We start from the raw sequence: 24,948 nt of genomic DNA, 5'->3' as shown, positions 1-24,948 counted from the left end.
CGCCCCCCCAACTTTTTCCCCCCCCCAAAAAAACCCCCCCCCGCCGACCGCGCGCCCGGGAGGCGACGCCCCGGGGGGGGGCCCCCCCCCCCCCCCCCCCCCCCCCCCGCCACAGTCCGTCTGGGTTGTCCGTACGTCAGCGCTTGAAGGCGTCCTTGGCCTTCTCCTTGGCCTGCCGGGCGTCACCCTTGGACTTCTCGGCCTGCCCCTTGGCCTTCATCGTCTCGTTCCCGACGGCCCGGCCTGCGGTCTCCTTGACCTTGCCCTTGACCTGTTCCTTCTTGGCCTTGGCCTTCTCGTCCTTCGCCACGGTTCATCACTCCCGGTCGGATCGGAACTCGGTCACCACACGGGTAGCCGCGATCGCCGCGGGCAAACGCCGTTCAGCCTTCCGGTTCCAGGAACTCCAGCCGGTTCCCCACCGGATCCTCCGAGTAGAAGCGCCGGCAGCCAGGCAGGTCCGAGTCCCAAGTGACGGGCGCCCCAAGGGACTTCAGCCGGGCCGCGTACGCCTCGATGCCGGTCACGCGGAGCCCGGGGTGCGCCTTCTTCGCGGGCCGGAAATCGGTCTCCACGCCCAGGTGCAGCTGGACCTCCCCCGCCCCGAACCAGCACCCGCCCCGCGCGGCCAGCACAGCCGGCTTCGGGATCTCGGTCATCCCGAGGACGTCGACGTAGTACGCCCGCAGCGCGTCCTCCGCCCCCTCCGGAGCCGCCAACTGCACATGGTCCACGGCCGCGAGCACCCCTCACACCTCTTTGCGGGCCACCGCGAAGAGGCGGCGGAACGGGAGCACCGTGCCGTAGTCCTTCGTCGGGTACGCCTCGCGGAGGAGGTCGCGGTACTCGGTGACGAACGCGTCCCGTGCCTCCGGATCGTCCGCGAGGACGGTGAGGGCGGGGCGCAGGCCCGTGCCCTTGACCCAGTCGAGGACGGGGTCCTCACCGGGCAGGATGTGCTGGTACGTCGTCTGCCAGACGTCCGCCGCGCAGCCCAGGCGGGCCAGGTGGTCGAGGTAGACACCGGGGGTGTGGACCGAGTCCTCGCGGCGCAGCACCTCGCCGAGGCGGCTCTTCCAGCGGGCGGTACCGGCGAGTTCGCGCATGAGGGCGTGCAGGGGCGCGTCGATGTTGTCCGGCACCTGGAAGGCGAAGGTGCCGGAGGGCGCGAGCGCGGAGATCCAGTCGCCGAACCGGTCCAGGTGCCCCGGCACCCACTGCAACGCCGCGTTCGACACGATCAGGTCGTACGTCTGGGTCGGCGCCCACTCCGTCGCGTCCGCGTGGGCGAAGTCGAGGTGTCCGCCGCCCGCCGTGGGGCCCGCGTAGGGAGCGGCCTTCTCCAGCATCTCGGGCGAGTTGTCGTAGCCGGTGATGTGCGCGGTGGGCCAGCGGTCGGCGAGGACGGTGGTCACGTTGCCGGGGCCGCAGCCGAGGTCGGCGATGCGGGGCGCGGTGCCGGGGAGTTCGGTGACCCGGGCGAGGAGGTCGGCGAACGGGCGGGCGCGGTGGTCGGCGTGGCGGAGGTACTGGGCGGGGTCCCACACGGGCGAGGCGGAAGTCATGACGTACACCTTCCCGCCCCAAGTCTCTTGATGTCAAGAGACTCGACATCAAGAGACTTCACGTCGACACAACCACTACACTGATCGTCATGGAGGACGAGGTCGATCGGCTTGTCGCAGCGTGGCGCCGGGAGCGCCCGGACCTCGACGTGGAGCCGCTTGAGGTGCTCAGCCGGGTGAGCCGACTGGCCCGGCATCTGGACCGGGCACGCCGGCTGGCGTTCGCCGAGCACAGCCTGGAACCGTGGGAGTTCGACGTGCTGACGGCGCTCAGGCGCGCGGGCAGCCCCTACCAGCTCTCCCCCGGCCAGCTGCTGACCCAGACCCTGGTCACGTCCGGCACGATGACGAACCGTATCGACCGCCTGGCGCAGAAGGGCCTGGTCGAGCGGCTCCCCGACCCCAGCGACCGCCGGGGCGTGCTGGTCCGCCTCACCGAGGAGGGCCAGGACCGCGCGGACCAGGCCCTGGCCGGCCTGCTCGCCCAGGAGCGCGCGATCCTCGCGGAACTCTCGCGCGCCCAGCGGGGCGAACTGGCGGGCCTGCTACGCCAGTTGACCGCCCCGTTCGACAACATCCCCGGCTAGGTCGACGGGACCGACCCCCGCGCGCCGGGCGAGAGCCACCGCCGCGAGGGTCGAGTGGACCCCCAGCTTGCCGAGCACGTTTTGCATATGCGTCCGGACTGTGTGCGGGGAGAGGAACAGCCGCTCGGCGACCGCCTTGCGCCCCAGACCGGCCACCATGCAGCGCAGTACTTCCCGCTCCCGCGGAGTCAGCGACTCCACCAGGCGCTCGCTCTCGGTGCGGTGCTTGCGCGCGGCCGTCAACTCCCGCAGGACGCCGGTCAGCAGGGCGGGCGGCAGGTGCGTCTCATCGCGAAGCACCCCTCGGATGACGGTTAAAAGCCTGGACAGCGAGCAGTCCTTGGCGACCCAGCCGGACGCCCCGGCCTGAAGCGCCAGCGCTGCCCGGCGCGGATCGTCCTTCTCGGCCAGCACGACCATCCGTACGCTCGGCTGGGCGGAACGGACCCCGGCGACCAGGGAGATCCCGTCCACCAGCCCGTCCTCGTTGCCCGCCTGTACAGGCACGGCGGGCCGGATGCCCTGCACATTGCCGCCCAGATCGGCGTCCACCAGCAGGACGTCGAATCTGCGGCCCTCGGCGTTCGCACGCTCCATGCAGCGCAGCGCGGCGGGACCACTGCCCGCCGCGGACACGTCGACATCGGGCTCGGCCGCCAGTGCCGCGGCGAGCGACTCGGCGAAGATGCGATGGTCGTCGACGACCAGGACTCGGATGCGAACCACGAAACCCCCTTCCCCAGGCTCCTGGTGGAGCAGGGGATACCTCATCGTCGGGAGACGAAGCGATGGCTGCGGGTACGACGCCCGGGAGCGGCCTGAGCCGCACGGCCGCCGCCGTGCTGACACTGCTACCCCCACATCGGGCGTCGTACCCGACTTGTCTCGCCCCCTGAACAGCACCGGCCCCCACCGGTGCTGTTCACAGCGTACGGCCGGGGCGCAGCAGCGGAACCCAATTTGCAGAACTGACTGTCCGGCGCGTTTATGGTGAGCCGCATGTTTCGTATTGAGACGGAAGTCGACAAGGAGCGACGCGATCTGCTCCGGGCCGGGCTGCTCGAAACCAACACGGCGGCGTCGCCGGTGCTGCGCGCCCTGCGCGGCACCCCCCGCGAACGTGAAGTTCCGCTCCAGGTGTGGGCGTTGGACGACTCGGGGAACCTGGCGGGCGGGCTGGTCGGGCACACCTGGGCGGACTGGCTGCATGTGACGTATCTGTGGGTGGACGGCCGGCACCGGGGGACGGGACTGGGCTCCCGGGTGCTCGCGGAGGCCGAGCGCATCGCCCGCGACGAGCGCTCCTGTGGGGCGGTCCGGCTGGAGACGTGGGACTTCCAGGCGCCGGAGTTCTACCAGAAGCAGGGGTACGAGGTGGTGTGCGTGATCCCGGACTATCCGCCGGGGGTCACCGAGTACACGCTGACGAAAAAGCTGGAGTGAAGGACACGCTCAGCCCAGTCTCAGACACCCGCTCTACCGTGCCCGCCATGAGCATGCTGCGGAAGCTGAACTCCAGGCTCGCCGAGACGACCGGCTACCAGATACGCCGGGTGCCCCCGCCGCCCGGGGCGAGAACCGCGGGTTCCCTGGATGCCGTCCCCGCGCCGCGCGGCGCACGCCCCGCGCGCCCCGAGCCGGTGGCCGAGCCGGTGACGGTGGATCCGGCCCTCGACCGGTTGCTGGAGCGACCGGTGTTCATCCTGACCTCGGTGCGTTCCGGATCGACGCTGCTGCGCATGATGCTCGGGGCGCACTCCCGGCTCCATGCCGCGCACGAACTCCATCTCACCGGTATCGAGGTCTACTTCAAGTCGGGCACCCCCACGGAACGTTCCCTGCGCACCCTGGGCCTGGGCCACGAGCAACTGGAGGGCCTGCTCTGGGACCGCGCCCTGCACCGTGAACTGGTCAGGTCCGGCAAGCAGTTCATCGTGGAGAAGACCCCCGGCAACGCCTTCCAGTGGCGGCGCATCGCCGAGACCTGGCCCGACGCGCGCTTCGTCTTCCTGCGCAGACACCCGGGCGCGGTGGCCCGCTCCTGGCACGAGGCGGTACCGGACCGCACCCGCGAGGAAGCGGCCGAACGCGTCCTGAAATACATGGAGTCCATGCAGGAGGCCCAGGCCGAACTCGGCGGCCACACCCTCCGCTACGAAGACCTCACCACCGCCCCGACCACCGAACTCCGGTCCCTCTGCGCCTACTTGGACCTTCCCTACGAACCCGGAATGACGAACTACGGCAGCAGCCTGAAAAACGCCGTCCTGGGCGCCGGCTTCGGCGACTGGACCGACAAGATCCGCACCGGCCAGGTCCAACCTGACCGGCCGGCACCGGCGTTGGAGGAGATCCCGGAGGTGCTGCGGCCGATGTGCCGGGCGTGGGGGTATCTCTGAACTCCCTCGGCGGCGCCAGGGTCCACAGCCAGGTGCCGTCCCGCCAACGGTGCGCGTACGCGTCGACGACCACCCTCGGCGGATACGGCACGGACGGCGTCCGCAGGATGCGCCGCTCGGCTCAGGTGTGCGGCCGAGACAGCCACGGAGTTCGGCCCGGCCGACCATGTGCCCCTCCACCGCACACCCGGACGTCACACGCCCTCGATCGCCCACAGGCCGCGACCCAGGGTCACTCCACCCGCCGCGCCCCCGCCGAAGGCACCGCGGGGAACACACGCGGGGCCGTGTAACCCGCCGCCGCGAACGCCTCCTCGACGGCCTTCGTCACCGTGTCCGTGTCCGAGGCCTCCACCAGGACGACCGCCGAGCCGCCGAAGCCGCCCCCCGTCATCCGCGCACCCAGCGCCCCCGCGCCGACCGCCGTGACGACCACGAGGTCCAACTCCGGGCAGGAGATGCGCAGATCGTCGCGGAGCGAGATGTGGCCCTCGGTGAGGATCGGGCCGATCGCCCGTACGTCGCCCGCGTCCAGCAGACCGATGACCTGGTCGACCCTGTGGTCGTCCGACACCACGTGGCGGACGTAGCGCTGGATCCGCTCGTCCGACAGGCGGGCCAGGGACGCCGACAGATCCTCGTACGCCACGTCCCGCAGGAACGGCACGCCCAACTGTCGGGCGCCCTCCTCGCAGCCCTCGCGGCGTTCGGCGTACGCGCCGTCGCCGAGGGCGTGCTTCACCCTGGAGTCCACGACCAGCAAGGAGAGGCCCTCCGACGCCAGGTCGAAGGGGATCTGACGGATCGACAGGTCCCGGCAGTCGAGGTGGAGCGCGTGGCCCTCCTCGCAGCAGGCAGAGGCCGTCTGGTCCATGATGCCGCAAGGGACGCCGACGAAGTCGTTCTCCGCGCGCTGCGAGAAGCGGGCCAACTCCGGCCCGGACAGCCCGAGTTCGAAGAGGTCGTTCAGGGCCAGGGCCGTGACGACCTCCAGCGCCGCCGACGACGACAGGCCCGCGCCCGTCGGGACCGTGGACGACAAGTGGATGTCCGCGCCGGTGACTTGATGGCCCGCCTCGCGCAACACCCAGACCACGCCCGCCGGATACGCGGCCCAGCTGGTGTTCGTGCGAGGGGCCAAGTCAGCCACATGCAGTTCCACGACCGGGCCCTCGATGTCCGCCGAGTGCAGACGCAGGACGCCGTCCGTACGGCGGGACACCGCCGCCACCGCCGTGTGCGGCAGGGCGAGCGGCATCACGAAGCCCTCGTTGAAGTCGGTGTACTCGCCGATCAGGTTGACCCGGCCCGGCGCGGCCCAGACGCCCTCGGGAGCCGTCCCGTACAGCTCCTCGAAGCCCTCACGTACACCCACGTGTGATCCCTAGCCCTTCGATCAGTTCGATACGTTCTGCGCGAACGCCCACGCGTCCGCGACGATGCCCGCGAGGTCCGCGCGGGACGGGTTCCAGCCGAGGCGCTCCTTGGCGCGGGCCGCCGAGGCCACCAGCGTCGCCGGGTCGCCACCGCGGCGCGGGGCCACGACCTCGGGGATCGGGTGCCCGGTGACCTGGCGGACCGTCTCGATGACCTGGCGGACGGAGAAGCCCTCACCGTTGCCCAGGTTGCAGATCAGGTGCTCGCCCGGGGTCGCCGCCTTCAGCGCCAGCAGGTGCGCGTCGGCCAGGTCCGCGACGTGGATGTAGTCACGGACGCAGGTGCCGTCCGGCGTCGGGTAGTCGTCGCCGTAGACGGAGATCGCGTCCCGCTTGCCCTGCGCGACCTGGAGGACCAGGGGGATGAGGTGCGACTCCGGGCTGTGCCGCTCGCCGCAACTGCCGTACGCGCCGGCCACGTTGAAGTAGCGGAGGGACACGGCTCCCAGTCCGTGGGCCTGCGCCTCGCTCGTGATCATGAAGTCGACCGACAGCTTCGAGGCGCCGTAGGGATTGGTCGGGGAGGTGCGGGCGGTCTCGACGATCGGGACCTCCTCCGGCTCGCCGTACGTGGCCGCCGTGGAGGAGAAGACGAGCTTGCGGACGCCGGCCTCGCGCATCGCGGTGAGGAGGGCCATCGAGCCGCCGACGTTGTTCTCCCAGTACTTCTCCGGCTTGACGACCGACTCGCCGACCTGGGAGAAGGCGGCGAAGTGGAGCACGGCGTCGTAGGAGGAGTCGAGCCACTTGGCGGCGTCGCGGATGTCGCCCTCCACGAACGTGGCACCCGCGGGCACGCCCTCGCGGAAACCCGTCGAGAGGTTGTCCAGGACGGTGACCTCGTGGCCCGCCTCCAGCAGATGCTGGGCGACCACGCTGCCCACGTAACCCGCCCCGCCCGTGACCAGGTACTTACCGCTCATCAACTCGCTACCTCTCGCAGTCGCTCGGCCGCGAACTCCGGCGGCACGTCGTTGATGAACACGCTCATGCCGGACTCGGAGCCCGCGAGGAACTTCAGCTTGCCGGACGTACGGCGAATGGTGAAAAGCTCGAGGTGGAGCGCGAAGTCGTCCCTGCTCACACCCTCGAACTCCTCCAGCGTGCCGAACGGCGCCTGGTGCCAGGCGGCGATGTACGGCGTCGGAGGCTCCCCTTCACCGAAGATCCGGTCGAAGCGCCTCAAGAGTTCCAGATAGACCTTGGGGAACTCTGTGCGGGCCGCCTCGTCCAGGCCGAGCAGATCGGGCACCCGGCGCTTGGGATACAGGTGGACCTCGTAGGGCCAGTGCGCGGAGTACGGCACGAAGGCCGCCCAGTGTTCACCCTCAAGGACGACCCGCTCACCGGCGAGTTCGCGCTCCAGGACCGAGTCGAAGAGGTTCTCCCCGCCGGTCGCCTCCTTGTGCGCCGCGAGGGATCGCAGCATCAGGGCGGTGCGCGGGGTGGTGAAGGGGTACGCGTAGATCTGGCCGTGGGGATGACCGAGGGTCACACCGATCTCTTCGCCGCGGTTCTCGAAACAGAAGACCTGCTCGACGGAGGGAAGATGCGACAGCTCCGACGTCCGGTCCGTCCACGCGTCGAGGACGAGGGCCGCCTGCTCCTCGGTCAGCGAGGCGAAGGACGCGTCGTGGTCGGAGGTGAAGCAGACCACCTCGCAGCGGCCGGAGTCCCCGGCCAGCGAGGGGAAACGGTTCTCGAACACGGCGACGTCGTACGACGAGTCCGGGATCTCGCTCAGCCGGTCGCCCGTCGTCGGGCAGAGCGGGCACTGGTCGGCCGGCGGGTGGTAGGTGCGGCCCTGGCGGTGCGAGGCGATCGCCACCGAGTCGCCGAGCAGCACGTCCCGCCGTACCTCCGAAGTGGTGACCGTGCGCTCCAGCGGGCGTCGGTCCACCGCGTCGCGCACGGTGTCGTCCCGCAGGTCGTAGTAGATGAGCTCACGACCGTCGGCCAACCGGGTCGAGGTCTTCTTCACGCCGGGCTCTCCATCCGTACGTACATCCACGCCGCCATCCGGGCTTCACACAGAACTAAACACATCAAACCACCAATCCCCCCAGTCGTCACCATCAAAATCAAACAAAGAACACCAAAGAAAGAACATCGAACAAGGTGAGCGCTTGATGCAGACTCTGCAGCCCCCCACCTCCCTCGCCGCCGAGCTCCGGCTCCCCACCAACGGGCTCGACTACACGATCCTGGCGATCTACTTCGTGGTCGTCCTCGGCATCGGCCTGGCCGCCCGCAGATCGGTGAAGACGAGCCTCGACTTCTTCCTCTCCGGGCGTTCGCTGCCCGCGTGGATCACCGGTCTCGCCTTCATCTCGGCCAACCTGGCCGCCACCGAGATCCTCGGCATGGCCGCCAACAGCGCGCAGTACGGCGCGTACACCGTGCACTGGTACTGGATCGGCGCCATCCCGGCCATGGTCTTCCTCGGCCTGGTGATGATGCCCTTCTACTACGGCTCGAAGGTGCGCTCGGTCCCGGAGTTCCTCCTCCTCCGCTTCGACAAGTGGGCACATCTCCTGAGTTCGATCCTGTTCGCCTTCGCCGCGATCCTGATCGCCGGTGTGAACCTGTACGCCCTCGCGATCGTCGTCGAGGCGCTGCTGGGCTGGCCGCAGTGGGTGGCGATCGTGGTCGCCGGCGCGTTCGTGCTCGCGTACATCACCCTCGGTGGGCTGTCGTCGGCGATCTACAACGAAGTGCTCCAGTTCTTCGTGATCCTCGCGGCCCTCATCCCGATCTCCTACCTCGGCCTGAAGAAGGTCGGCGGCTGGGACGGCCTGACCCACAAGCTGGACGCGGCCCACGGCCACAACTTCACCACCGCGTGGGGTGGCACGGGTATCGGCAGCGTCAACCCGCTGGGCGCGAACTGGCTGACCATCGTGCTGGGGTTGGGTTTCGTGCTGTCGTTCGGCTACTGGACGACCAACTTCGCCGAGGTGCAGCGCGCCCTGTCCGCGAAGAACCTGTCCGCGGCTCAGCGCACCCCGCTGATCGCCGCGTATCCGAAGGTCTTCATCGTCTTCCTGGTGATGATCCCGGGGCTGGTCGCCGCGGCGCTCGTCCCGAAGATCGGCACCAGCGGGTCCGACCTCCAGTACAACGACGCGATCCCGTACCTGATGGAACAGCTCCTGCCCAACGGCGTCCTCGGCATCGCGGTGACGGGTCTGCTGGCGGCGTTCATGGCGGGCATGGCGGCCAACGTGTCGTCCTTCAACACGGTCTTCACGAACGACATCTGGGCGAAGTACGTCGTGACGGACCGCGAGGACGAGTACTACGTCCGCTTCGGCCGCCTGATCACGGTGGTCGGCGTGGCGGCATCGGTAGGCACGGCGTTCCTGGCGTCGTCGTTCTCGAACATCATGAGCTACCTACAGACCCTCTTCTCCTTCTTCAACGTGCCGATGTTCGTGGTCTTCATCGTCGGCATGTTCTGGAAGCGGGCCACCCCGAAGTCCGGCTTCTGGGGCCTCCTCGCGGGCACGGTCACCGCGATGGTCAACTACTTCTGGATCTACAAGCAGGGCATCATCTCCATCCCCTCCGACCAGGGCGCCAACTTCGTCTCCGCGATCGCCGGGTTCGTCGCGGGTGCGGTGGTCATGTTCGCCGTGTCCCTGTTCACCCAGCCCAAGTCGGCCGAACAACTCCAGGGCCTCGTGTACGGCACGACGTCCCCCGGCATGACCGAGGCACCCGCCGCGGGCGACGACGCGTGGTACCGCCGCCCGGCCCTGCTCGGCTGGGGCGCGGTGATCCTGGCCGCCCTCTGCTACATCCCGTTCTCGTTCTAGCCGCGGGAGGATTGAGAAACCATGTCTGAGAACTCAGGTCACTCCGAGCACGATGTCCAGCGCGAGGTCAGCGAGCTGGAGGGTAAGTCGACGACTGCGTCCCGCCTGTTCGATCTGCGGCTGATCATCGGGGGGTTGTTCGTCGTCTACGGCGTGATCGTCACGATCGCGGGGATCAACCCGTCGGACTCGTCGCTGGACAAGTCCGAGGGCGTCAACATCAACCTGTGGACCGGGATCGCGATGTTGCTGCTGGGGATCTTCTTCCTGGGGTGGCTGAAGCTGCGGCCGACACCGCCCGTGGAGCTGGCGGAAGTACCGGAGGAGGAAGAGGGGGCTTAGGTCGTTTGCCGGGTGCGGGGGGACTGTGGCTGGTCGCGCAGTTCCCCGCGCCCCTAGGGGAACCGGGCTTGCGGAGTCAGTAAGTGGGCCTGGATCGCGGCTGGCGCACCGCGGTGATCAGCAGTGTGTCCGCGGTGCGTGGTCCTTCGGTGGTCGACGGCAGCACGTCGACGACCGTTTCGGTGAACCCGGCCTCGTCCAGAACCTTCACCCAGACCTGCTCCTGAAGTACCCACCGGCGCATTGTGCGCAGTTCCCCCTCCGGCGTCTTCGCCGGGACGGCGGCGGCCACCACGTCGGGCTGGGCGGGGGCGCCGCTCACGTAGTGCGCGAGAGTGGAGAACATCAGTCGTCCGCTCGGCTTGAGGGCGGTGGCCGCCGCGGGCAGCAGCTCACGGGGGTCGGTGAAGTCGAGGGCGCCGAAGACGCTGTAGAGCACGTCGTAGGTGTCGGTCGTCGCCTTCAGGTGCGCCACGGCATCGGAGGCCACGATGCACAGACGAGGTGCCAGGTGGCCGAACAGGTCGACGGCCATGGCGTGTTGGCCCGGTGAGGCGTCCACGGCAACGACCCGGGCGGGTTCGTGATGGGTGACGAGGTGAGCGGCGTGCCGGGCGGTCCCGGCGCCGAGGTCTCCGACGACCAGTCCGGAGAGGTCGCCCAGTGCCTCCGGGCCGGGGCCACCGTCCTGGCTCCAATTCCAGCGGAAGGTGCCGGGGACCGCACGGTCACGGTCGGCGCGGGTGCGGCCGTAGTGGTGCCAGAGGTCTGGGGAGGGGGTCGTCACCCGGATCATCCTGGCGAGCGGGGTCCGACGACATGCCGACTACGGGGATTCTCACGCTCTCGTGCGTTCTTGGCCCTAGGCCACGTTCAGGTCACACCACACGTACTTGCCGCGCCGCCCGTTCCTCGACAGCGGCTGCCAGCCCCAGAGGTCGGCGCAGGCCCGCACCAGGGCGAGACCTCGGCCGGCTTCAGCGTCCAACAGGTCCGCCAACTGGCCCGGCGGTTGGGGTGGTTCGGGGTCCGCGTCCCATGCGCCAACCCGCAACACACCCGCCGACCAGCACACCCTGAGCATCACCGGCCCCTTGGTGTGGAGTACGGCGTTGGCGACCAACTCCGTCGCGACGAGCTCGGCGGTGTCCACGACGCCGATGAGGCCGTGCACGGTGAGGACGAGGCGGAGGGTACGGCGGCAGACAGTGACGGCACGGCGGTCGTGCGGGACGGAGAGGGAGTACTCCCAGGGTTCGGGCTCGGTTTCGGGCATGCGTGAACTCCATTGGTGGCGTGGGGAGTTGATGCGGTTCGCGGGCGGTGGCCTGTCACGCCGTCATGGCAGGACGGGGTGGTGCGCTTCCGGGGTCCCGGGTTTCGCAGCGTGTGCGTCGCGTCACCGACGGTACGGGTAAAATTTGGAACAGTGCAAGTCGTTGTCGTAATCTGCCCCCGAACGAGTCACCGCCCCACGGCAGTTGGGGCGAGAGGCGAGAGAGGAAGCCATGCCACGCAGACGGCAAGTCACCGCGCGCCAGGAACGACTGGGCATTGAACTGCGGAAGCTGCGTGAGACAGCAGGACTCAAAGCACGGGAAGCCGCGACGCTGGTCGGGTCCGACTCCGCCCAGATGAGTCAGATGGAGTCCGGAATCGCAGGAGTGAGCGAGGAACGCGTACGCAGCCTCGCCGCCAATTACTCCTGCGAGGACGAGGAGTTGATCGATGCGCTGATCGCAATGGCCACGGACCGGACACGCGGTTGGTGGGAGGAGTACCGGGGGCTGCTGCCCACGTCATTCCTGGACCTGTCCGAGCTGGAGCACCACGCCACCTACCGCTGGGACGTGGATTTCCTCCATGTCCCCGGCCTGCTCCAGACGGAGGGCTACGCTCGCGCAGTCTTCTCGCACAGAGTGCCCGCACTTCCCCCGAGAGACCTCGAACTGCGGGCCGAACACCGGATGAAGCGACACCGCATCATCGAGGGTGCCCAACCGACTCCGTACGAAGCCGTAGTGCACGAGGGGGCCCTGCGCATCCGGGTCGGCGACCGTCCCGCGTCGCGAGCTCAGCTCACCCGCATCCTGGAACTCTCGGAAGCGGACCACGTGACCGTACGTGTCATCCCGTTCGACCTGGACGGATTCATCGATGCCGGAAGCGCCATGGTGTACGCGGGTGGCACTATGCCCAAGCTGGACACGGTCGTGCGGGACGCACCCCACGGTTCTGCTTTCGTCGACTCCGAGGCGCAACTCAGCAGCTTTCGAACGCTTTTCCGTAGAGTGGAGGGTGCGTCACTCGACCCCGAACGCTCGCGTGACTTCATCCACAGGCTGACGAAGGAACTGTGAGGCGCACCATGACACCCCCGGCCAACTGGCAGAAGTCGTCCTTCTCCGGCGGCGGCGACGGCAACGCCTGCCTCGAACTCGCCACCACCCCCACCACCCTCCACCTCCGCGAAAGCGACACCCCCACCACCGCCCTCACCACCACCCCCACGGCCCTCGCCGCCCTCCTCCACGGCATACGCGCCGGCCGTGTCGGTCGTCAGGGCTGACCCGTCTCCACACCAAGGGACTCCAGCAACGGCAGATACGCCCCCTCCACCCGCCGGGCATCGCGGCGGACATACGTGCGGACGTCGTTGCGCGGGGTGCCGTCGTAGATGTCGGTGAGGAAAGCGGCGGGCCTGAGATCGAGGAGGGCGGCCCTCCAGGGGTAGCGCCTGCGGGCGTAGGGCGGCCCGATGACGGTCCAGGCCCAGTGCAGCGCCAGTAGTGCGGCGGCAGGCTCCCGTGGCGATTCGCCCTTGCGGACCGCCCGGACAACCGCCGCGTGCTCGCGCCCGCCCATCGCCTCCCACGCGACGCGGGATTCCTCCCGCACCCACCGCTGAGCCACTACGCGTCCGGCCCCGCCGACCCGTTCACCGGCCCCGCCCGGTCCAACAGCCCCGTCCGCGCAGCCAGAGCCGCCGCCTCCAACCGCGACCCCACCCCCAGCTTCATCAGCACGCGCTGCACATGCGTACGGGCCGTCGACGGGGCGATGCCCATGCCGGCCGCGATCAGGCGGGTGTCCTCGCCGTCGGCGACGCGGACCAGGACCTCCACCTCCCTGGGCGTGAGCATCTGGAGCAGGCGTTGGCCCTCGTCGTCCGGTTGGGCCGCCGGGTTGAGGAGTTCGCTGAAGGCTCCTTGGAGCAGTTGCGGTGCTACGGCCGCCTCGCCCGCCCTCGCCTTCATGATGGCGCGCTCGACGCCCTCGATGCGCTCGTCGTGGCGGACGTAGCCCGAGGCGCCGGCGGCGAAGGCCGCTGCGATGCCTCGGGGGCTGGGGACCGGGCCCAGGACGAGGACCGCTACCTGCGGACGTTCGCGTTTGATCTTTATCACCGGGTCGAAGATGCCCGGTTCCGCCGGTGTCGCCGTGCCCAGCAGGCATACCTCCGGTGCGCGAGTGATCACCAGTTCCGCCGCGCCCGCCGCGGGCGCCGCCGCGGCGAGCACCCGGTGTCCCCGCAGCTTCAGCGCCGAAGCCAGTGCCTCGGCGAGCAATCGGTGGTCGTCGACCACCATCAGCCGCACTCCCATCGAGCAACCCCCCAGTCCCCCCAATGGATGCCCACTATGGATGCCCACCGGTCCCCAAGAACAGAGGGCCCCCAGCACCCCCGTTCTTCATGCCCCCGGAAGCTACACGCTTGTTCGACGTTGCGCTGCCCCTACTGGAGAGAAGTGCCCCGGATCGACGGATTTTTTCGCATTCCTGGTATTGAGGGGTATTGGGGGCGGTGGCGGGCGGTGGGGAGCGGTGCGGAAAGGGTCAGCTGTCTGTGCCGAAGGCGATCGCCAAGTCCTTGTCCTCCGTCGAGGACGACGACGGCTTGTCCGCGTAGACCGCCGACATGTAGAGGTGGCCCTCCCCGAAGAGGATCTCCGCGTAGTCCGGCAGGAAGCTGGTCTCCGTCCCCCGTACCGTCTCCGTGCTCGGGTTCTCCAGCAGCTTGCTCTCCTTGAAGGAGCTGCCGTCGATGCTGACGATCTGGCCGCCCTTGTCGTACGGCGGGGACTTGTAGGCGATGACGTTGCTGCCGTCCATGCGCAGCGGGGTGATCGTGTAGCCCTCGCCCGCGTCGGCGCGCTGGCCGGTCTGCTTGCCGGTGGCGAGGTCGAAGGCGACGATCTCGTTGGTCCGGCTGTAGGAGTCGCCCGAGCCCTCGTGTTCCTCGGTCGGAACGTACAACCGGTCGTTCCCTACGGCGAGTTCGGTGCAGTACTCGACACGCGTGATGCCGTCGCAGCGGGCCGCGTACTGCTTGCCCGGCGCCGAGATGTGGGAGCGCAGCGCACCCGTCCTGTTGTCGATCGAGAAGAAGTCCGAGATACCGCTGCCGTCGCCCGCGCTGTCGCCGACGTCCGCCGCGACGACCAGCGGGTCGGTCGACACGATGCTCGCGTACTCGATGCCCTGGGCCATCTTGTAGTCCGACAGCACCTTCCCGGTCGTCGGGTCGATGGTCTGGATGTGGAGGACGGGCGAGTCGTACGTTCCGCACTTGCGCACCGCGACCAGCTTCGCGCCGCCGCCGTAGCCCGCGTCGTAGCAGTCGGCGGCCTTCGGGCTCCACAGGACCTTGCCGGTGGCGATGTCGAAGGCGGCGCCGCCGTCGGTGCTGCCCACGGCGACCGTGTTCGCGCCGACGGTGACGTTCTCGAAACTGATCGGCTGGTCACCGGAGTTGGCGGTCTTCGTCCACAGCTTGGTGCCCGTGGTGAGGTCGAGCGCCGCGATCTGGCTGCAGCCGTGCGAGGGCTTGTCCTTGGTCGGCATGGCGGGCTCGTAGATGATCGCCGTTCTGCCGTCGGTGGTGGTGTGCTTGGTGGCCTGGCAGACCGGGCCGGGGAGCTTGATCGTCCAGAGTTTGGCGCCCGTGTCGCGGTTGTAGCCGTTGACCTCGGCGGCCCCGCTCTTGGCGTACACCTTGTCCGTGAGCCAGGAACCGGACGTCACCATGCTGTCGCCGACCTTGGGCATCGGGACCTGGAAGAGGACCTTGGAGGCGGTGTCGGCGGGGATCTTCTCCTTGCCGCCGGAGGTCGTGCCGCCCTTCTTGTCGGTGCCGCCCGTGGAGTCCGCGCTGTTCTTCCTGTCGGCGCTGTTGCCGTTCTCGCCGCCCTTGTCCGACTGGGACGAGTACCAGATCCCGCCGCCGACGATCAGCGCGATCGCCACGACCGCCGCCGTGATGATCACCGCGGACGCCCCGAACTTCCGCCCGCCGCCGCCCGGTTGGCCCGGCTGCGGGTGCAACGGCATGGTCGGCTGCTGGCCGGGATAGCCCTGCCCCGGGTAGCCGTGGCCCGGCTGCTGGCCGTACGGCTGCTGCGGGGGCTGGGCGTACGGGTTGGGCTGCTGGCCGGGGTAGCCGTAGCCCGGCGGCTGGGGCGGGGGCGGTGTCTGCGGGTAGCCGTAGCCCGGTGGGGGTGGCGGCTGCTGCGGGGGCTGGTCCTGGGGCGGGCCGAAGCCGCCCTGCTGCGGGGGCTGGTTCGGCGGGGGCGGGGGCGGCTGGGTCATGACGAGTACCTCGGGGAGAACGGCGGAGGGACAGGGAGACGGCGGGGTCTCACTTGCCGTACGCGAGCATCAACTTCTCCTTCGTGTCGTCATTGCCGTTCAGCCGGGTCGACGAGATGTAGAAGCGCCCGTCGACGTAGTCGACGTCCCGGGAGTAGAAGCTCGACTCGATCTGCGCGGTGCCCGCCGGCATCCGGAGGAGCTTCGTCGTGGTGTGCGAGGAGCCGGTGGTCGGGACGGAGACGACCTGGCCGCCGGCGGCGTAGGAGGCCTCGACGTAGGCGATGAGCTGTCCGCCCTCCACCTTGACCGGCACCATCGACACGGCCGCGGGCGACTTCACGCGCCACTTCTCCTTGCCGGTGGCGAGGTCGATCGCGACGATCTGGTTGGCGCCGGTCGTCACCTCCGTGGGCAGGTACAGGGTGCTCGCGTCGACCGCGACACCCTGGCAGCCCTGGAGGTCCTGGCCGAGGATCGACAGACCGCAGGAGGGGGCGAAGGCGGCCTTGGAGTCGACCTGCGAGCGCACCGAACCGTCGCTCTTCAGCGTCGAGATGTTCCAGTGCTTGTGGTCCGCGTCGGTCATGTAGAGGACGACCGGGTCCACGGAGTAGACGTGGTCCACCGTCCAGCCCTTGGGGATCGCCTTGGTCCACCTGGCCGCGCCGGTCGCCGGGTCCAGCTCCTGCACCTCGTCGTGCTCGGTGGAGGAGCCCGCCCCGCAGGACGCGACGGAGATCAGCCTGGTGCCGCCCGCGAACCCGCCCGGGAAGCAGGCCGCGCCGTACTTCTTCTTCTCGTAGAGCTGCTTGCCGGTGCCGATGTCGTAGGCGATCCCGGACTCCGAGCGGCCCACCATCAGCGTCTTGCCGGTGACGGTCAGCCCGATGCTGAGCGCGCTGTCGAACAGGGCGCCGTCCGGGACGGTCACCGTCCAGCCCTTCGCGCCGGTGGTCAGGTCGAGTTGCTGGAGGTGGTTGCACTTGGCGTTGTCGCTGACACCGCTCTCGTACGCCACCACGATCTTGTCGTCGGCGGACTTCTGCGGGGTGACCGCGCAGATCTTCTGCGGGAAGGTGACCGTGGGCCACGTCGGCTTGCCGTTGCCCACGTTGTAGGCGACGACCTCCTTGTACGCGGCCTTCACCGCCGTCTTGCCGGTGATCCACATGCCGGGGGCGTCGGCGCCGGAACCGGGCGCGTCCGGTGCCTCCTTGTACCAGAGCACCTTCGCCTCGCCGGACTTGCGGCCCTCGTTGAGGTTCTCCGGGTCCTTGCCGCCGTCGCCGCTGCCGTCACCGGGGTTGGCGGGGTCGTCGGCAGTACCGGAGGCCGTGGGGCTGTCGCTCTTCTCCGCGACCGGCTTCTTGTCGTCGCCGCCGCTGGTGACCGCCCACACCGTGCCGCCGACGACCAGCAGACCGGCGACGGCGGCCGCGATCAGGAGGGCGGGTCTGCCCTTGAAGGGGCCGCGGCCCGACGGGGGCTGGGGCGGGGTGAACTGCGGTGGCGGGGGCGGCGGGTAGCCGTAGCCGCCGTAGGGGCCGGGCTGTTGGGGCTGCTGACCGTACGGGCCCGGCTGCTGCGGATGACCGTACGGACCGGAGCCGTACGGACCCGGCTGCTGCGGATAGCCGTAGCCGGGCGTGGGTGGAACGGGGGCCCCGAAGCCGCCGGACGGTGGCTGTGGCGGTTGGTTCGGCGGCGCTCCGTAACCGCCGGACGGCGGCTGGTCGGGCGGCTGAGTCATCAGCGGCTCCCCCTCGTTCACTGATTTTTAGCCACGCCCCGGGCTTCGCGACGGCCCCGGAGACGTCTTCAGACAGTGGTCAGACAGTTCTCAGTCGGCTCTTTCTATCACCCGGCTGTACATCGAGAACGGGCCGGTTCTCCCCTGTTCCCAAGGGAGGACCGGCCCGTGATACCGCCGTTATGCGCCTTCACGCACCCTTCACGCGTCCTCGGCGAGTTCCAGCCACCGCAGCTCCAGCTCGTCCCGCTCGGTGCTCAAGTCCCGCAACCGCGCGTCCAGTTCGGCGACTTTCGCGAAGTCCGTGGCGTTGTCGGCGATCTGGGTGTGCAGCTTGGCCTCCTTCTCGGAGACCTTGTCCAACTGCCGCTCGATCTTCTGGAGTTCCTTCTTCGCGGCGCGCTGGTCGGCGGCGCTCACGGCGGGCGCGGCCTTCTCCACGACGGGGACGGCGGCGGCGGCGACTTCCTCCATACGGTGGCGCCGCTCCAGGTACTCGTCGATGCCGCGCGGCAGCATCCGCAGCGTCGCGTCGCCGAGGAGGGCGTACACCTTGTCGGTGGTGCGCTCGACGAAGAACCGGTCGTGGGAGATCACGATCATCGAACCGGGCCAGCCGTCGAGGACGTCCTCCAACTGCGTCAGTGTCTCGATGTCGAGGTCGTTGGTGGGCTCGTCGAGAAAGAGGACGTTGGGCTCGGCCATGAGCAGCCGGAGGAGTTGCAGCCTGCGCCGCTCACCACCCGACAGGTCCCCGACCGGCGTCCACTGCTTCTCCTTGTTGAACCCGAACGTCTCGCACAGCTGTCCGGCGGTCATCTCCCGCCCCTTGCCGAGATCGACCCGCTCCCGCACCTGCTGCACGGCCTCCAACACCCGCAGCGTGGGCTTGAGTTCGGCCACCTCCTGGGAGAGGTAGGCGAGCTTCACCGTCTTCCCCACGACGACCTTGCCGGCGGCGGGCTGCACCTCGCCGTCGCTCCTGGAGGCGTCGGCCAGGGCGCGCAGCAGGGAGGTCTTCCCGGCGCCGTTGACGCCGACCAGGCCGACGCGGTCGCCGGGGCCGAGGTGCCAGGTGATGTGCTTCAGAAGGACTTTGGGCCCGGCCTGGACGGTCACGTCCTCCAGATCGAAGACCGTACGGCCGAGGCGCGAGGAGGCGAACTTCATCAGCTCGCTGGTGTCGCGCGGCGGCGGCACGTCCGCGATCAGCTCGTTGGCGGCCTCGACGCGGAAGCGCGGCTTGGACGTACGGGCGGGGGCGCCCCGGCGCAGCCAGGCCAGCTCCTTGCGGACCAGGTTCTGCCGCTTGGTCTCCTCGGTGGCGGCGATGCGCTCGCGCTCGGCGCGGGCGAAGACGTAGTCGGTGTAGCCGCCCTCGTACTCGTAGACGTCGCCCTTCTGCACGTCCCACATCCGGGTGCAGACCTGGTCCAGGAACCAGCGGTCGTGGGTCACGCAGACGAGCGCGGAGCGCCGCTCGCGCAGATGCCGGGCGAGCCAGGCGATGCCCTCGACGTCGAGGTGGTTCGTCGGCTCGTCCAGGACGACCAGGTCCTGGTCCTCGATGAGCAGCTTGGCGAGTGCGATACGGCGCCGCTCGCCGCCGGAGAGCGGGCCGATCACGGTGTCGAGGCCCTGCGGGAAGCCCGGCATGTCGAGCCCGCCGAAGAGTCCCGTCAGCACGTCGCGGATCTTGGCGTTGCCCGCCCACTCGTGGTCTTCCATGTCCCGGATGACCTCGTGGCGGACGGTCGCCTCGGGGTCGAGGGAGTCGTGCTGGGTGAGGACCCCGAGGCGGAGTCCTCCGGAGTGGGTGACGCGGCCGGTGTCGGACTCCTCCAGCTTGGCGAGCATCCGGATCAGGGTGGTCTTGCCGTCTCCGTTGCGGCCCACGACCCCGATCCGGTCCCCTTCGGAGACACCGAGCGAGACACCGTCGAGCAGGGCACGGGTGCCGTACACCTTGCTGACGTTCTCGACATTGACCAGGTTGACGGCCATTTCTCTCCTGACAGGGGGGACGGTCAGCCTCCCAGAGTAATGCGCGGGGGGAGGGTGACGATCCGTGCAGGTCAGCGGGTGGCGCCCGCGGGCCAGAGCACCCGCACGGGGACGCCGGTCCGCTCGGCGTAGCCCACGGCGTCCGCTGTTCCGCCGTAGCCCCGCGCCGGTTCGCCGTCCCACACGGCCAGTAGCTCGTCCACCAGGCCGACAAGGATTTCGCTGCCCGCCTGGTGGGCCTCGGAGATCGACTCCGCGATGCCGGTCTCGTGCACGTCGGCCGCCTGTCGCATGAGCTCGTCGTACGTGGCGTGATGCCGTTCGGGGAGGCCGACCCGGTACTCGGTGGCGGGTACGACGACGGCGGTGGCGCCGGACAGGGCCGCGCCGCTGGGGGCGGGGGTGACGCTCACGGCGTACATGCCGGTGTAGTGCATGGTGCTGACCGCGAGTCCCATGACGAGGGCGGCGAGCGTGGCGAGGACCGGGCCGCGGACGACCAGGGTGAGGGTGAGCGCGGCGGTCGCGGCGACGACGGCGATCGCCACGGAGGCGATGACCGGCCGGGGGTCGTAGTCGATCCGGCCGTGCAGGTCGAGTGCGGCCATGCCGGTGCAGTGCATGGCGGCGACGCCCACGCCGGTGCCGAGGCCGCCGAACGCGACCGAGGTGACGCGGGAGCGGCCGTAGCCGACGGTGGAGACGCCGGCGGCGACCACGCCGATCGACATCAGCAGGCTGAGGACGGTGAGCGGGACGTCGTAGCGGATGGGGGTGCCTTCGACGCTGAAGCCGAGCATCGCCACGAGCCGAGCATCGCCACGACGTGCGTGGTCCAGATGCCGGAGCCGGTGGCGACGGAGGCGAGGGTCAGCCAGTTCCGTTTGGAGGCGCCGTCCGCCTCAAGTGTCCTTACGGTGCAGCGCAGTCCGAGCGCGGCGCCGACGCACGCCATCGCGTAGGACAGGACCGGGAGTTGGCTGATCATGCCAGCCGTACCTCTGGGACAGAGCGCGCGAAAGGGACCATGGGGCTGATTGGCGAACATTGAATCCATGCGGCTCGGATAACATCGCACATGGACATTTTTGCAGGTCAGGCGGGTGTTCCGTGGACCTCGTGTGAAGGTCGGCCGATCACGGTCGCCCCGGCCGCCGGGGCCGTCGTCGTACGGACCGTCCGGCAGGTCCCGGACGCCGTCAGCGCCTCGGCCACCTTCGCCGCCGACCCGGCGTCGCGGACGAGGAACGCGGTCGTCGGGCCCGAGCCGGAGACCAGCGCGGCGAGGGCGCCCGCGGTGCGGCCCGCGGCGAGGGTGTCGGCCAGTGCCGGGAAGAGCGAAAGGGCCGCCGGCTGAAGGTCGTTGGAGACGGCGGCGGCGAGCGCGTCCGGGTCGCCCTTCGCGAGCGCGTCGAGGAGTGGCCGGGAGGCGATCGGTTCGGGAATGCGGGTGCCCTCCCCCAAGCGGTCGAACTCCCGGAACACCGCCGGGGTCGACAGCCCCCGCGCGGCCATCGCGAACACCCAGTGGAAGGTGCCCCCGGTCTCCAGGACCGTGAGCTTCTCCCCCCGCCCGATGCCGAGCGCCGCCCCGCCCACCAGGCTGAACGGCACATCGCTGCCCAACTCCGCGCAGATGTCGAGCAGTTCGGCCCGCGAGGCGCCGGTCCCCCACAGCGCGTCGCACGCCACGAGCGCGCCCGCGCCGTCCGCGCTGCCGCCCGCCATGCCGCCGGCGACGGGGATGTCCTTGGCGATGTGGATGTGCACGGCGGGGCTGCGGCCGTACCGCTCGGCGAGTGCCAACGCCGCCCGCGCCGCCAAGTTCGTGCGGTCCAGCGGGACTTGGGCCGCGTCCGGGCCCGCGCAGGTGACGCGGAGTTCGTCGGCGGGGGTCACGGTGACCTCGTCGTACAGGCCGACCGCGAGGAAGACGTTGGCCAGGTCGTGGAAGCCGTCCGCTCGCGCGGCGCCGACCGCGAGCTGGACGTTGACCTTGGCGGGGACGCGGACGGTCACGCTCACTTACGGGGCTCCTCGTGCTCGACGTCGGCAGTACTGGTCTCGGTCGCGGCCTCCGCCGAACTCTCCGTTCCCGTCGGCTTGTTCTCCGCGATGCGGGCGAACTCCTCGACCGTCAGGGACTCCCCGCGCGCCTGCGGCGACACCCCGGCCGCGACGATGGCCGTCTCGGCCGCCGCCGCTGATCCCGCCCAGCCCGCGAGCGCCGCCCGCAAGGTTTTGCGGCGCTGCGCGAAAGCCGCGTCGACCACGGCGAACACCTCGCGCCGGGTGGCGGTGGTCTTCGGCGGCTCCGGCCTGCGGGTGAGCGACACGAGGCCGCTGTCCACGTTCGGCGCCGGCCAGAAGACGGTACGGCCGATGGAACCGGCCCGCTTGACCTCGGCGTACCAGTTCGCCTTCACGGACGGGACGCCGTACACCTTCGAACCGGGCGGCGCGGCCAGCCGGTCGGCGACCTCCGCCTGGACCATCACCAGCGTGCGCTCGATGCTCGGGAAGTGCTCCAGCATGTGCAGCAGGACCGGTACGGCCACGTTGTACGGGAGGTTCGCGACCAGGGCGGTGGGGGGCGGGCCCGGCAGTTCCGTCACCTGCATCGCGTCCGAGTGCACCAGCGTGAAGCGGTCCGCGCGCTCCGGCATGCGGGCCGTGACCGTCGCGGGGAGCGCGCTCGCGAGGACGTCGTCGATCTCCACGGCGGTGACGCGGTCGGCCACTTCGAGGAGCGCGAGGGTGAGTGAGCCCAGGCCTGGGCCCACCTCCACGACGACGTCGTCCTCGCGGACGTCTGCGGTGCGGACGATGCGGCGGACGGTGTTCGCGTCGATCACGAAGTTCTGGCCGCGTTGTTTGGTGGGGCGTACGCCCAAGGCTGCCGCCAGCTCGCGGATGTCGGCTGGGCCCAGGAGGGCGTCGGGGTTGCTGCTCACGGCACCTAGGTTACGGGGCGGTTCTTCGTCCGCCGGTCCGCTGTGGCTGGTCGCGCCCACGCGGCGGAGCCGCGAATCGACACAGCCCCGCGCTCCTGGGGGCGCGGGGCTGCGCCCCCTGCCCCCAAAAAAACCGTCTCAACCGTGCAGCCTTGTTCCGCAATGTGGCCATGGGCTCGAACCCCTGCGTACGTACAGCTTCTTCGCTCGGAAGGTCTGTTCCTCTCCCGTTGCGTCCTGGGGGCGGCCCGAGCCGCCCAGGCTCTGCCAGGTGTGGGTGTCGAACTGGTAGAGGCCGCCGTAGGTGCCGGAGGGGTCTACCGCGCCTGGGCGGCCGCCGGACTCGCAGGTCGCGAGGCCGTGCCAGTTGAGTTGGTCGGCGCCCTGGACCGATGTGGGCATCGGTTTGGTGCCGACCTTGACCAGTTGGGGGCTGGGTTCGCGGACGAGTTCGTCGTCGATGCGGCGGGGCTTCTCCTTGACGCCGTTGACCGTGCGGAGGGCGTAGGTGACGCGGCGCAGGCCCGGGCGGCCGGCGCGTTCGACGACCTCCGTGCCCTTGAAGAGGGTGGGGTCGTCGGTGCGTTCCACCCTGAACGGGATCGCCTCCTCGCGGACCTCCCGCGTGCCGGTGACCCGTAGGACCGTGATCGTCTGGCCGTCGCGCGGGAAGCTGTCCGGCGGGACCGACGTGGTGTCCTCGCCGTGCAGGCCGATGCCGGCCTCGCCGATCACCTCGCCGACCGTCGCCGCGTTGGTGCGGATCGTGCGGGCGCGGCCGTCGGCCATGATCGTGACGGTGCGTTCGGTGCGCACGTCGAGGGCGAGTCCGGCGCGGCCGATGGGCTGGGAGCGGGAGGTCGAGAGGTACGCGCCCTCCGCCCGCACCCCGAGTTGTTCGAGGGCGCCGTCGACCGTGCGGGCCGTGGTCCACACCTCGCGCCGCTGCCCGTCGAGGGTGAGCCGCACGGGGCGGCCGTAGCGCACCGCGACCTCGTCGCCGCTGGCGAGCGGCGCGTCGCGGCCGGGGGCCACCACGTCGTGCGCGCCGACGTCCACGCCCTGCTGGGCGAGGAGTTCGGTGACGTCGTCGGCGAAGGTGTGCAGGGTGCGCGGCTTGCCGTCGACGCTCAGCTCGATCGCCTTGTCCTTGGCCACGAACGCGGTGGTGCCGCCGGCCAGGAACGCGACCACCAGCGCCTGCGGCACCAGCCGCCGCATGGTGGAGGCAGTCGTCGAGCCGGTGCGCTCGGCTCTTCGCCTGCGGTCCGCCCGGCCCGGTACGGCGGTCACGGTCCGGTGCGGGAACACGGGCTCCGGCGCCTCGTAGGCGGGGCGGTACGTGTCCTCGTACACCTCGGTGCGGGCGCCGTACACCTCGGTGGGCCCGTCGGTGTACACATCGGCGCGCACACCGCGGTCGTACGCCTCGTAGGTCTCGTACGTCTCGTAGGTCTCGTTCTTGCTCACGCCGACACGCTCCAGAAGGCCAGAAGGGTCCGGATCGGGCCAACAGAACCTAGCGGAGCGGCCGTCACTCTCCAAAGCGACGTGGCTACCCAGGGTTGTGTTCGAACGGGTCAGTAGGCGAAGGCGCGGGCCGTGTTCGCCGCCAGTGCCGTCGCCAGGGCGTCCTCGTCGATGCCCCGGACGGCCGCCATCGCCCGCACCGTGACCGGAATGAGATACGGGGCGTTGGGCCGTCCGCGGTACGGGGCGGGGGTGAGGAACGGGGCGTCGGTCTCGACGAGGACCAGTTCGAGGGGGGCCACGGCCAGCGCGTCCCGCAGGTTCTGGGCGTTCTTGAAGGTGACGGTGCCGGCGAAGGACATGAAGTACCCGGCGCGGGCGCAGAGTTCGGCCATCTCGGCGTCGCCGGAGTAGCAGTGGAAAACGGTCCGCTCGGGGGCGCCCTCCTCCTTGAGGACGCGCAGCACGTCGGCGTGGGCGTCGCGGTCGTGGATGACCAGGGCCTTGCCGTGCCGCTTGGCGATCTCGATGTGCGCGCGGAAGGAGAGTTCCTGCGCGGCCTTGCCCTCGGGCCCGGTACGGAAGTAGTCGAGGCCGGTCTCGCCGACACCCTTGACCTGCGGGAGGCCGGCCAGGCGGTCGATCTCGGCGAGCGCCTCGTCCAGGGCCGGAGCGCCGCCGGGGACGCGGGCCTTCTGCCGGGACCAACTGTCGGGGTCGCCGTGGACTATGCGCGGGGCTTCGTTCGGGTGCAGGGCGACCGTCGCGTGGACCGCGTCGTACCGGGCGGCCGTCTCGGCGGCCCAGCGTGAGCCCTTCACGTCGCAGCCGACCTGCACGAGGGTCGTGACACCGACCGACGCGGCCTTGGCGAGCGCCGCGTCCACCGTGCCGGACTGCATGTCGAGGTGGGTGTGGGAGTCGGCGACGGGCACCCGGAGGGGTTCCGGGAGCGGCGGTGCAGCGTTCTTCTCGCTGCCGCTGGAGGAAGGCATGCCCCGATCCTACGAAAGGGGCATGCCCGCCCGGTC

General features: G+C 70.0%; 25 protein-coding genes and 2 pseudogenes. 7 read left to right on the top strand and 20 right to left on the bottom strand.

Features of this window, described 5'->3' with window-relative positions; genetic code table 11:
- Positions 1-136: 136 nt before the first annotated feature.
- The 3 genes from ACIRRY_RS34260 to ACIRRY_RS34250 all read right to left on the bottom strand — a co-directional run bounded on the left by ACIRRY_RS34260 (position 137) and on the right by ACIRRY_RS34250 (position 1,565).
- Positions 137-310, bottom strand: a complete 174-nt coding sequence (locus ACIRRY_RS34260) for a CsbD family protein (RefSeq protein ID WP_403980563.1) — start codon at positions 308-310, stop codon at positions 137-139.
- A gap of 73 nt (positions 311-383) precedes the next feature.
- A complete protein-coding gene (locus ACIRRY_RS34255; protein ID WP_403980560.1) occupies positions 384-746 on the bottom strand; it encodes a VOC family protein in 363 nt (120 codons plus the stop codon).
- Positions 747-749: 3 nt separating this feature from the next.
- Positions 750-1,565 (bottom strand): trans-aconitate 2-methyltransferase, encoded by an 816-nt coding sequence (locus tag ACIRRY_RS34250; RefSeq protein WP_403980557.1) that lies wholly within the window; start codon positions 1,563-1,565, stop codon positions 750-752.
- Between the two features lie 89 nt (positions 1,566-1,654).
- Here ACIRRY_RS34250 and ACIRRY_RS34245 point away from each other — a divergent pair, with 89 nt between their 5' ends.
- Positions 1,655-2,152, top strand: coding sequence for a MarR family winged helix-turn-helix transcriptional regulator (locus ACIRRY_RS34245; RefSeq protein WP_019064646.1), 498 nt, complete (start codon positions 1,655-1,657; stop codon positions 2,150-2,152).
- Here the strand turns inward: ACIRRY_RS34245 and ACIRRY_RS34240 are convergent.
- A complete protein-coding gene (locus ACIRRY_RS34240; protein WP_403980553.1) occupies positions 2,111-2,878 on the bottom strand; it encodes a LuxR C-terminal-related transcriptional regulator in 768 nt (255 codons plus the stop codon). The two genes, ACIRRY_RS34245 and ACIRRY_RS34240, sit on opposite strands and share 42 nt — an antisense overlap.
- Before the next feature lie 261 nt (positions 2,879-3,139).
- Between ACIRRY_RS34240 and ACIRRY_RS34235 the strand changes: the two genes are divergently transcribed.
- Together ACIRRY_RS34235 and ACIRRY_RS34230 are read left to right on the top strand one after the other, a co-directional pair.
- On the top strand, positions 3,140-3,595 hold the full coding sequence (locus ACIRRY_RS34235; protein WP_403980550.1) for a GNAT family N-acetyltransferase: 456 nt from the start codon (positions 3,140-3,142) through the stop codon (positions 3,593-3,595).
- Between the two features lie 47 nt (positions 3,596-3,642).
- Positions 3,643-4,551, top strand: coding sequence for a sulfotransferase family protein (locus tag ACIRRY_RS34230; protein ID WP_403980547.1), 909 nt, complete (start codon positions 3,643-3,645; stop codon positions 4,549-4,551).
- Between the two features lie 232 nt (positions 4,552-4,783).
- Here the strand turns inward: ACIRRY_RS34230 and galK are convergent, their stop codons facing one another.
- The 3 genes from galK to galT are packed head-to-tail and all read right to left on the bottom strand — an operon-like array spanning position 4,784 to position 7,968.
- Positions 4,784-5,926, bottom strand: coding sequence for a galactokinase (galK, locus tag ACIRRY_RS34225; protein WP_403980544.1), 1,143 nt, complete (start codon positions 5,924-5,926; stop codon positions 4,784-4,786).
- Positions 5,927-5,947: 21 nt separating this feature from the next.
- Positions 5,948-6,910 (bottom strand): UDP-glucose 4-epimerase GalE, encoded by a 963-nt coding sequence (gene galE / locus ACIRRY_RS34220; RefSeq protein WP_403980541.1) that lies wholly within the window; start codon positions 6,908-6,910, stop codon positions 5,948-5,950.
- The gene (galT, locus tag ACIRRY_RS34215) at positions 6,910-7,968 is read right to left on the bottom strand and encodes a galactose-1-phosphate uridylyltransferase (RefSeq protein WP_403980538.1); all 1,059 of its coding nucleotides are present in this window, start codon (positions 7,966-7,968) and stop codon (positions 6,910-6,912) included. Before galT ends, galE begins: the two co-directional genes overlap by 1 nt.
- A 148-nt stretch (positions 7,969-8,116) precedes the next feature.
- On the opposite strand from galT, the gene ACIRRY_RS34210 reads away from it, so the two are divergent.
- Together ACIRRY_RS34210 and ACIRRY_RS34205 are read left to right on the top strand one after the other, a co-directional pair.
- Positions 8,117-9,805: a sodium:solute symporter family protein gene (locus ACIRRY_RS34210; protein WP_403980535.1), complete on the top strand. Its 1,689-nt coding sequence runs from the start codon at positions 8,117-8,119 to the stop codon at positions 9,803-9,805.
- A 21-nt stretch (positions 9,806-9,826) separates the two neighbouring features.
- On the top strand, positions 9,827-10,147 hold the full coding sequence (locus tag ACIRRY_RS34205) for a hypothetical protein (protein WP_403980532.1): 321 nt from the start codon (positions 9,827-9,829) through the stop codon (positions 10,145-10,147).
- 76 nt (positions 10,148-10,223) lie between these two features.
- Here the strand turns inward: ACIRRY_RS34205 and ACIRRY_RS34200 are convergent, their stop codons facing one another.
- A complete protein-coding gene (locus ACIRRY_RS34200; protein WP_403980529.1) occupies positions 10,224-10,943 on the bottom strand; it encodes a class I SAM-dependent methyltransferase in 720 nt (239 codons plus the stop codon).
- Positions 10,944-11,009: 66 nt separating this feature from the next.
- The gene (locus ACIRRY_RS34195; RefSeq protein ID WP_403980526.1) at positions 11,010-11,423 is read right to left on the bottom strand and encodes an ATP-binding protein; all 414 of its coding nucleotides are present in this window, start codon (positions 11,421-11,423) and stop codon (positions 11,010-11,012) included.
- A gap of 232 nt (positions 11,424-11,655) precedes the next feature.
- Here ACIRRY_RS34195 and ACIRRY_RS34190 point away from each other — a divergent pair, with 232 nt between their 5' ends.
- Together ACIRRY_RS34190 and ACIRRY_RS34185 are read left to right on the top strand one after the other, a co-directional pair.
- The gene (locus ACIRRY_RS34190) at positions 11,656-12,507 is read left to right on the top strand and encodes a helix-turn-helix domain-containing protein (RefSeq protein WP_403980523.1); all 852 of its coding nucleotides are present in this window, start codon (positions 11,656-11,658) and stop codon (positions 12,505-12,507) included.
- An 8-nt stretch (positions 12,508-12,515) separates the two neighbouring features.
- Positions 12,516-12,716, top strand: coding sequence for a DUF397 domain-containing protein (locus ACIRRY_RS34185; protein ID WP_403980521.1), 201 nt, complete (start codon positions 12,516-12,518; stop codon positions 12,714-12,716).
- Here the strand turns inward: ACIRRY_RS34185 and ACIRRY_RS34180 are convergent.
- The 11 genes and pseudogenes from ACIRRY_RS34180 to ACIRRY_RS34130 form a co-directional block, all read right to left on the bottom strand.
- Entirely contained in the window at positions 12,707-13,060 is a 354-nt protein-coding gene (locus ACIRRY_RS34180; RefSeq protein ID WP_403980518.1) for a hypothetical protein, read from the bottom strand. The two genes, ACIRRY_RS34185 and ACIRRY_RS34180, sit on opposite strands and share 10 nt — an antisense overlap.
- A complete protein-coding gene (locus tag ACIRRY_RS34175) occupies positions 13,060-13,752 on the bottom strand; it encodes a LuxR C-terminal-related transcriptional regulator (RefSeq protein WP_403980516.1) in 693 nt (230 codons plus the stop codon). Before ACIRRY_RS34175 ends, ACIRRY_RS34180 begins: the two co-directional genes overlap by 1 nt.
- 232 nt (positions 13,753-13,984) lie before the next feature.
- Positions 13,985-15,736, bottom strand: a complete 1,752-nt coding sequence (locus ACIRRY_RS34170) for a PQQ-binding-like beta-propeller repeat protein (RefSeq protein WP_403980513.1) — start codon at positions 15,734-15,736, stop codon at positions 13,985-13,987.
- Positions 15,737-15,785: 49 nt separating this feature from the next.
- Positions 15,786-17,489, bottom strand: a complete 1,704-nt coding sequence (locus tag ACIRRY_RS34165; RefSeq protein ID WP_403980511.1) for a PQQ-binding-like beta-propeller repeat protein — start codon at positions 17,487-17,489, stop codon at positions 15,786-15,788.
- Positions 17,490-17,690: 201 nt separating this feature from the next.
- A complete protein-coding gene (locus ACIRRY_RS34160) occupies positions 17,691-19,493 on the bottom strand; it encodes an ABC-F family ATP-binding cassette domain-containing protein (protein WP_403980509.1) in 1,803 nt (600 codons plus the stop codon).
- A gap of 71 nt (positions 19,494-19,564) precedes the next feature.
- Positions 19,565-19,867, bottom strand: a pseudogene (locus tag ACIRRY_RS34155) (hypothetical protein); the annotation flags it as partial.
- Positions 19,856-20,481, bottom strand: a pseudogene (locus tag ACIRRY_RS34150) (MHYT domain-containing protein); the annotation flags it as partial. The pseudogenes ACIRRY_RS34155 and ACIRRY_RS34150, both read right to left, overlap by 12 nt.
- A 107-nt stretch (positions 20,482-20,588) precedes the next feature.
- Positions 20,589-21,518: a 4-(cytidine 5'-diphospho)-2-C-methyl-D-erythritol kinase gene (locus ACIRRY_RS34145; protein ID WP_403980507.1), complete on the bottom strand. Its 930-nt coding sequence runs from the start codon at positions 21,516-21,518 to the stop codon at positions 20,589-20,591.
- A complete protein-coding gene (gene rsmA / locus ACIRRY_RS34140; protein WP_403980504.1) occupies positions 21,515-22,447 on the bottom strand; it encodes a 16S rRNA (adenine(1518)-N(6)/adenine(1519)-N(6))-dimethyltransferase RsmA in 933 nt (310 codons plus the stop codon). Before rsmA ends, ACIRRY_RS34145 begins: the two co-directional genes overlap by 4 nt.
- 138 nt (positions 22,448-22,585) lie before the next feature.
- Positions 22,586-23,917 (bottom strand): ubiquitin-like domain-containing protein, encoded by a 1,332-nt coding sequence (locus tag ACIRRY_RS34135; protein WP_403980501.1) that lies wholly within the window; start codon positions 23,915-23,917, stop codon positions 22,586-22,588.
- A gap of 110 nt (positions 23,918-24,027) precedes the next feature.
- On the bottom strand, positions 24,028-24,912 hold the full coding sequence (locus tag ACIRRY_RS34130) for a TatD family hydrolase (RefSeq protein WP_403980498.1): 885 nt from the start codon (positions 24,910-24,912) through the stop codon (positions 24,028-24,030).
- Between the last annotated feature and the right edge of the window lie 36 nt (positions 24,913-24,948).

Origin of the sequence: Streptomyces sp. NPDC101776, assembly GCF_044766845.1 — a bacterium.
Lineage (GTDB): Bacteria > Actinomycetota > Actinomycetes > Streptomycetales > Streptomycetaceae > Streptomyces.
Note: the sequence above shows the minus strand (reverse complement) of the source record. Positions and strands in the feature narration are given on the sequence as shown.

What these genes read in the sequence shown, in the direction of transcription:
- ACIRRY_RS34250 (WP_403980557.1), bottom strand. Translation starts at nt 1,565, where the DNA reads ATGACTTCCGCCTCGCCCGTGTGGGACCCCGCCCAGTACCTCCGCCAC.
- ACIRRY_RS34245 (WP_019064646.1), top strand. Translation starts at nt 1,655, where the DNA reads ATGGAGGACGAGGTCGATCGGCTTGTCGCAGCGTGGCGCCGGGAGCGC.
- ACIRRY_RS34235 (WP_403980550.1), top strand. Translation starts at nt 3,140, where the DNA reads ATGGTGAGCCGCATGTTTCGTATTGAGACGGAAGTCGACAAGGAGCGA.
- ACIRRY_RS34230 (WP_403980547.1), top strand. Translation starts at nt 3,643, where the DNA reads ATGAGCATGCTGCGGAAGCTGAACTCCAGGCTCGCCGAGACGACCGGC.
- galE (WP_403980541.1), bottom strand. Translation starts at nt 6,910, where the DNA reads ATGAGCGGTAAGTACCTGGTCACGGGCGGGGCGGGTTACGTGGGCAGC.
- ACIRRY_RS34210 (WP_403980535.1), top strand. Translation starts at nt 8,117, where the DNA reads ATGCAGACTCTGCAGCCCCCCACCTCCCTCGCCGCCGAGCTCCGGCTC.
- ACIRRY_RS34205 (WP_403980532.1), top strand. Translation starts at nt 9,827, where the DNA reads ATGTCTGAGAACTCAGGTCACTCCGAGCACGATGTCCAGCGCGAGGTC.
- ACIRRY_RS34200 (WP_403980529.1), bottom strand. Translation starts at nt 10,943, where the DNA reads ATGATCCGGGTGACGACCCCCTCCCCAGACCTCTGGCACCACTACGGC.
- ACIRRY_RS34195 (WP_403980526.1), bottom strand. Translation starts at nt 11,423, where the DNA reads ATGCCCGAAACCGAGCCCGAACCCTGGGAGTACTCCCTCTCCGTCCCG.
- ACIRRY_RS34190 (WP_403980523.1), top strand. Translation starts at nt 11,656, where the DNA reads ATGCCACGCAGACGGCAAGTCACCGCGCGCCAGGAACGACTGGGCATT.
- ACIRRY_RS34185 (WP_403980521.1), top strand. Translation starts at nt 12,516, where the DNA reads ATGACACCCCCGGCCAACTGGCAGAAGTCGTCCTTCTCCGGCGGCGGC.
- ACIRRY_RS34175 (WP_403980516.1), bottom strand. Translation starts at nt 13,752, where the DNA reads ATGGGAGTGCGGCTGATGGTGGTCGACGACCACCGATTGCTCGCCGAG.
- ACIRRY_RS34170 (WP_403980513.1), bottom strand. Translation starts at nt 15,736, where the DNA reads ATGACCCAGCCGCCCCCGCCCCCGCCGAACCAGCCCCCGCAGCAGGGC.
- ACIRRY_RS34165 (WP_403980511.1), bottom strand. Translation starts at nt 17,489, where the DNA reads ATGACTCAGCCGCCCGACCAGCCGCCGTCCGGCGGTTACGGAGCGCCG.
- ACIRRY_RS34160 (WP_403980509.1), bottom strand. Translation starts at nt 19,493, where the DNA reads ATGGCCGTCAACCTGGTCAATGTCGAGAACGTCAGCAAGGTGTACGGC.
- ACIRRY_RS34130 (WP_403980498.1), bottom strand. Translation starts at nt 24,912, where the DNA reads ATGCCTTCCTCCAGCGGCAGCGAGAAGAACGCTGCACCGCCGCTCCCG.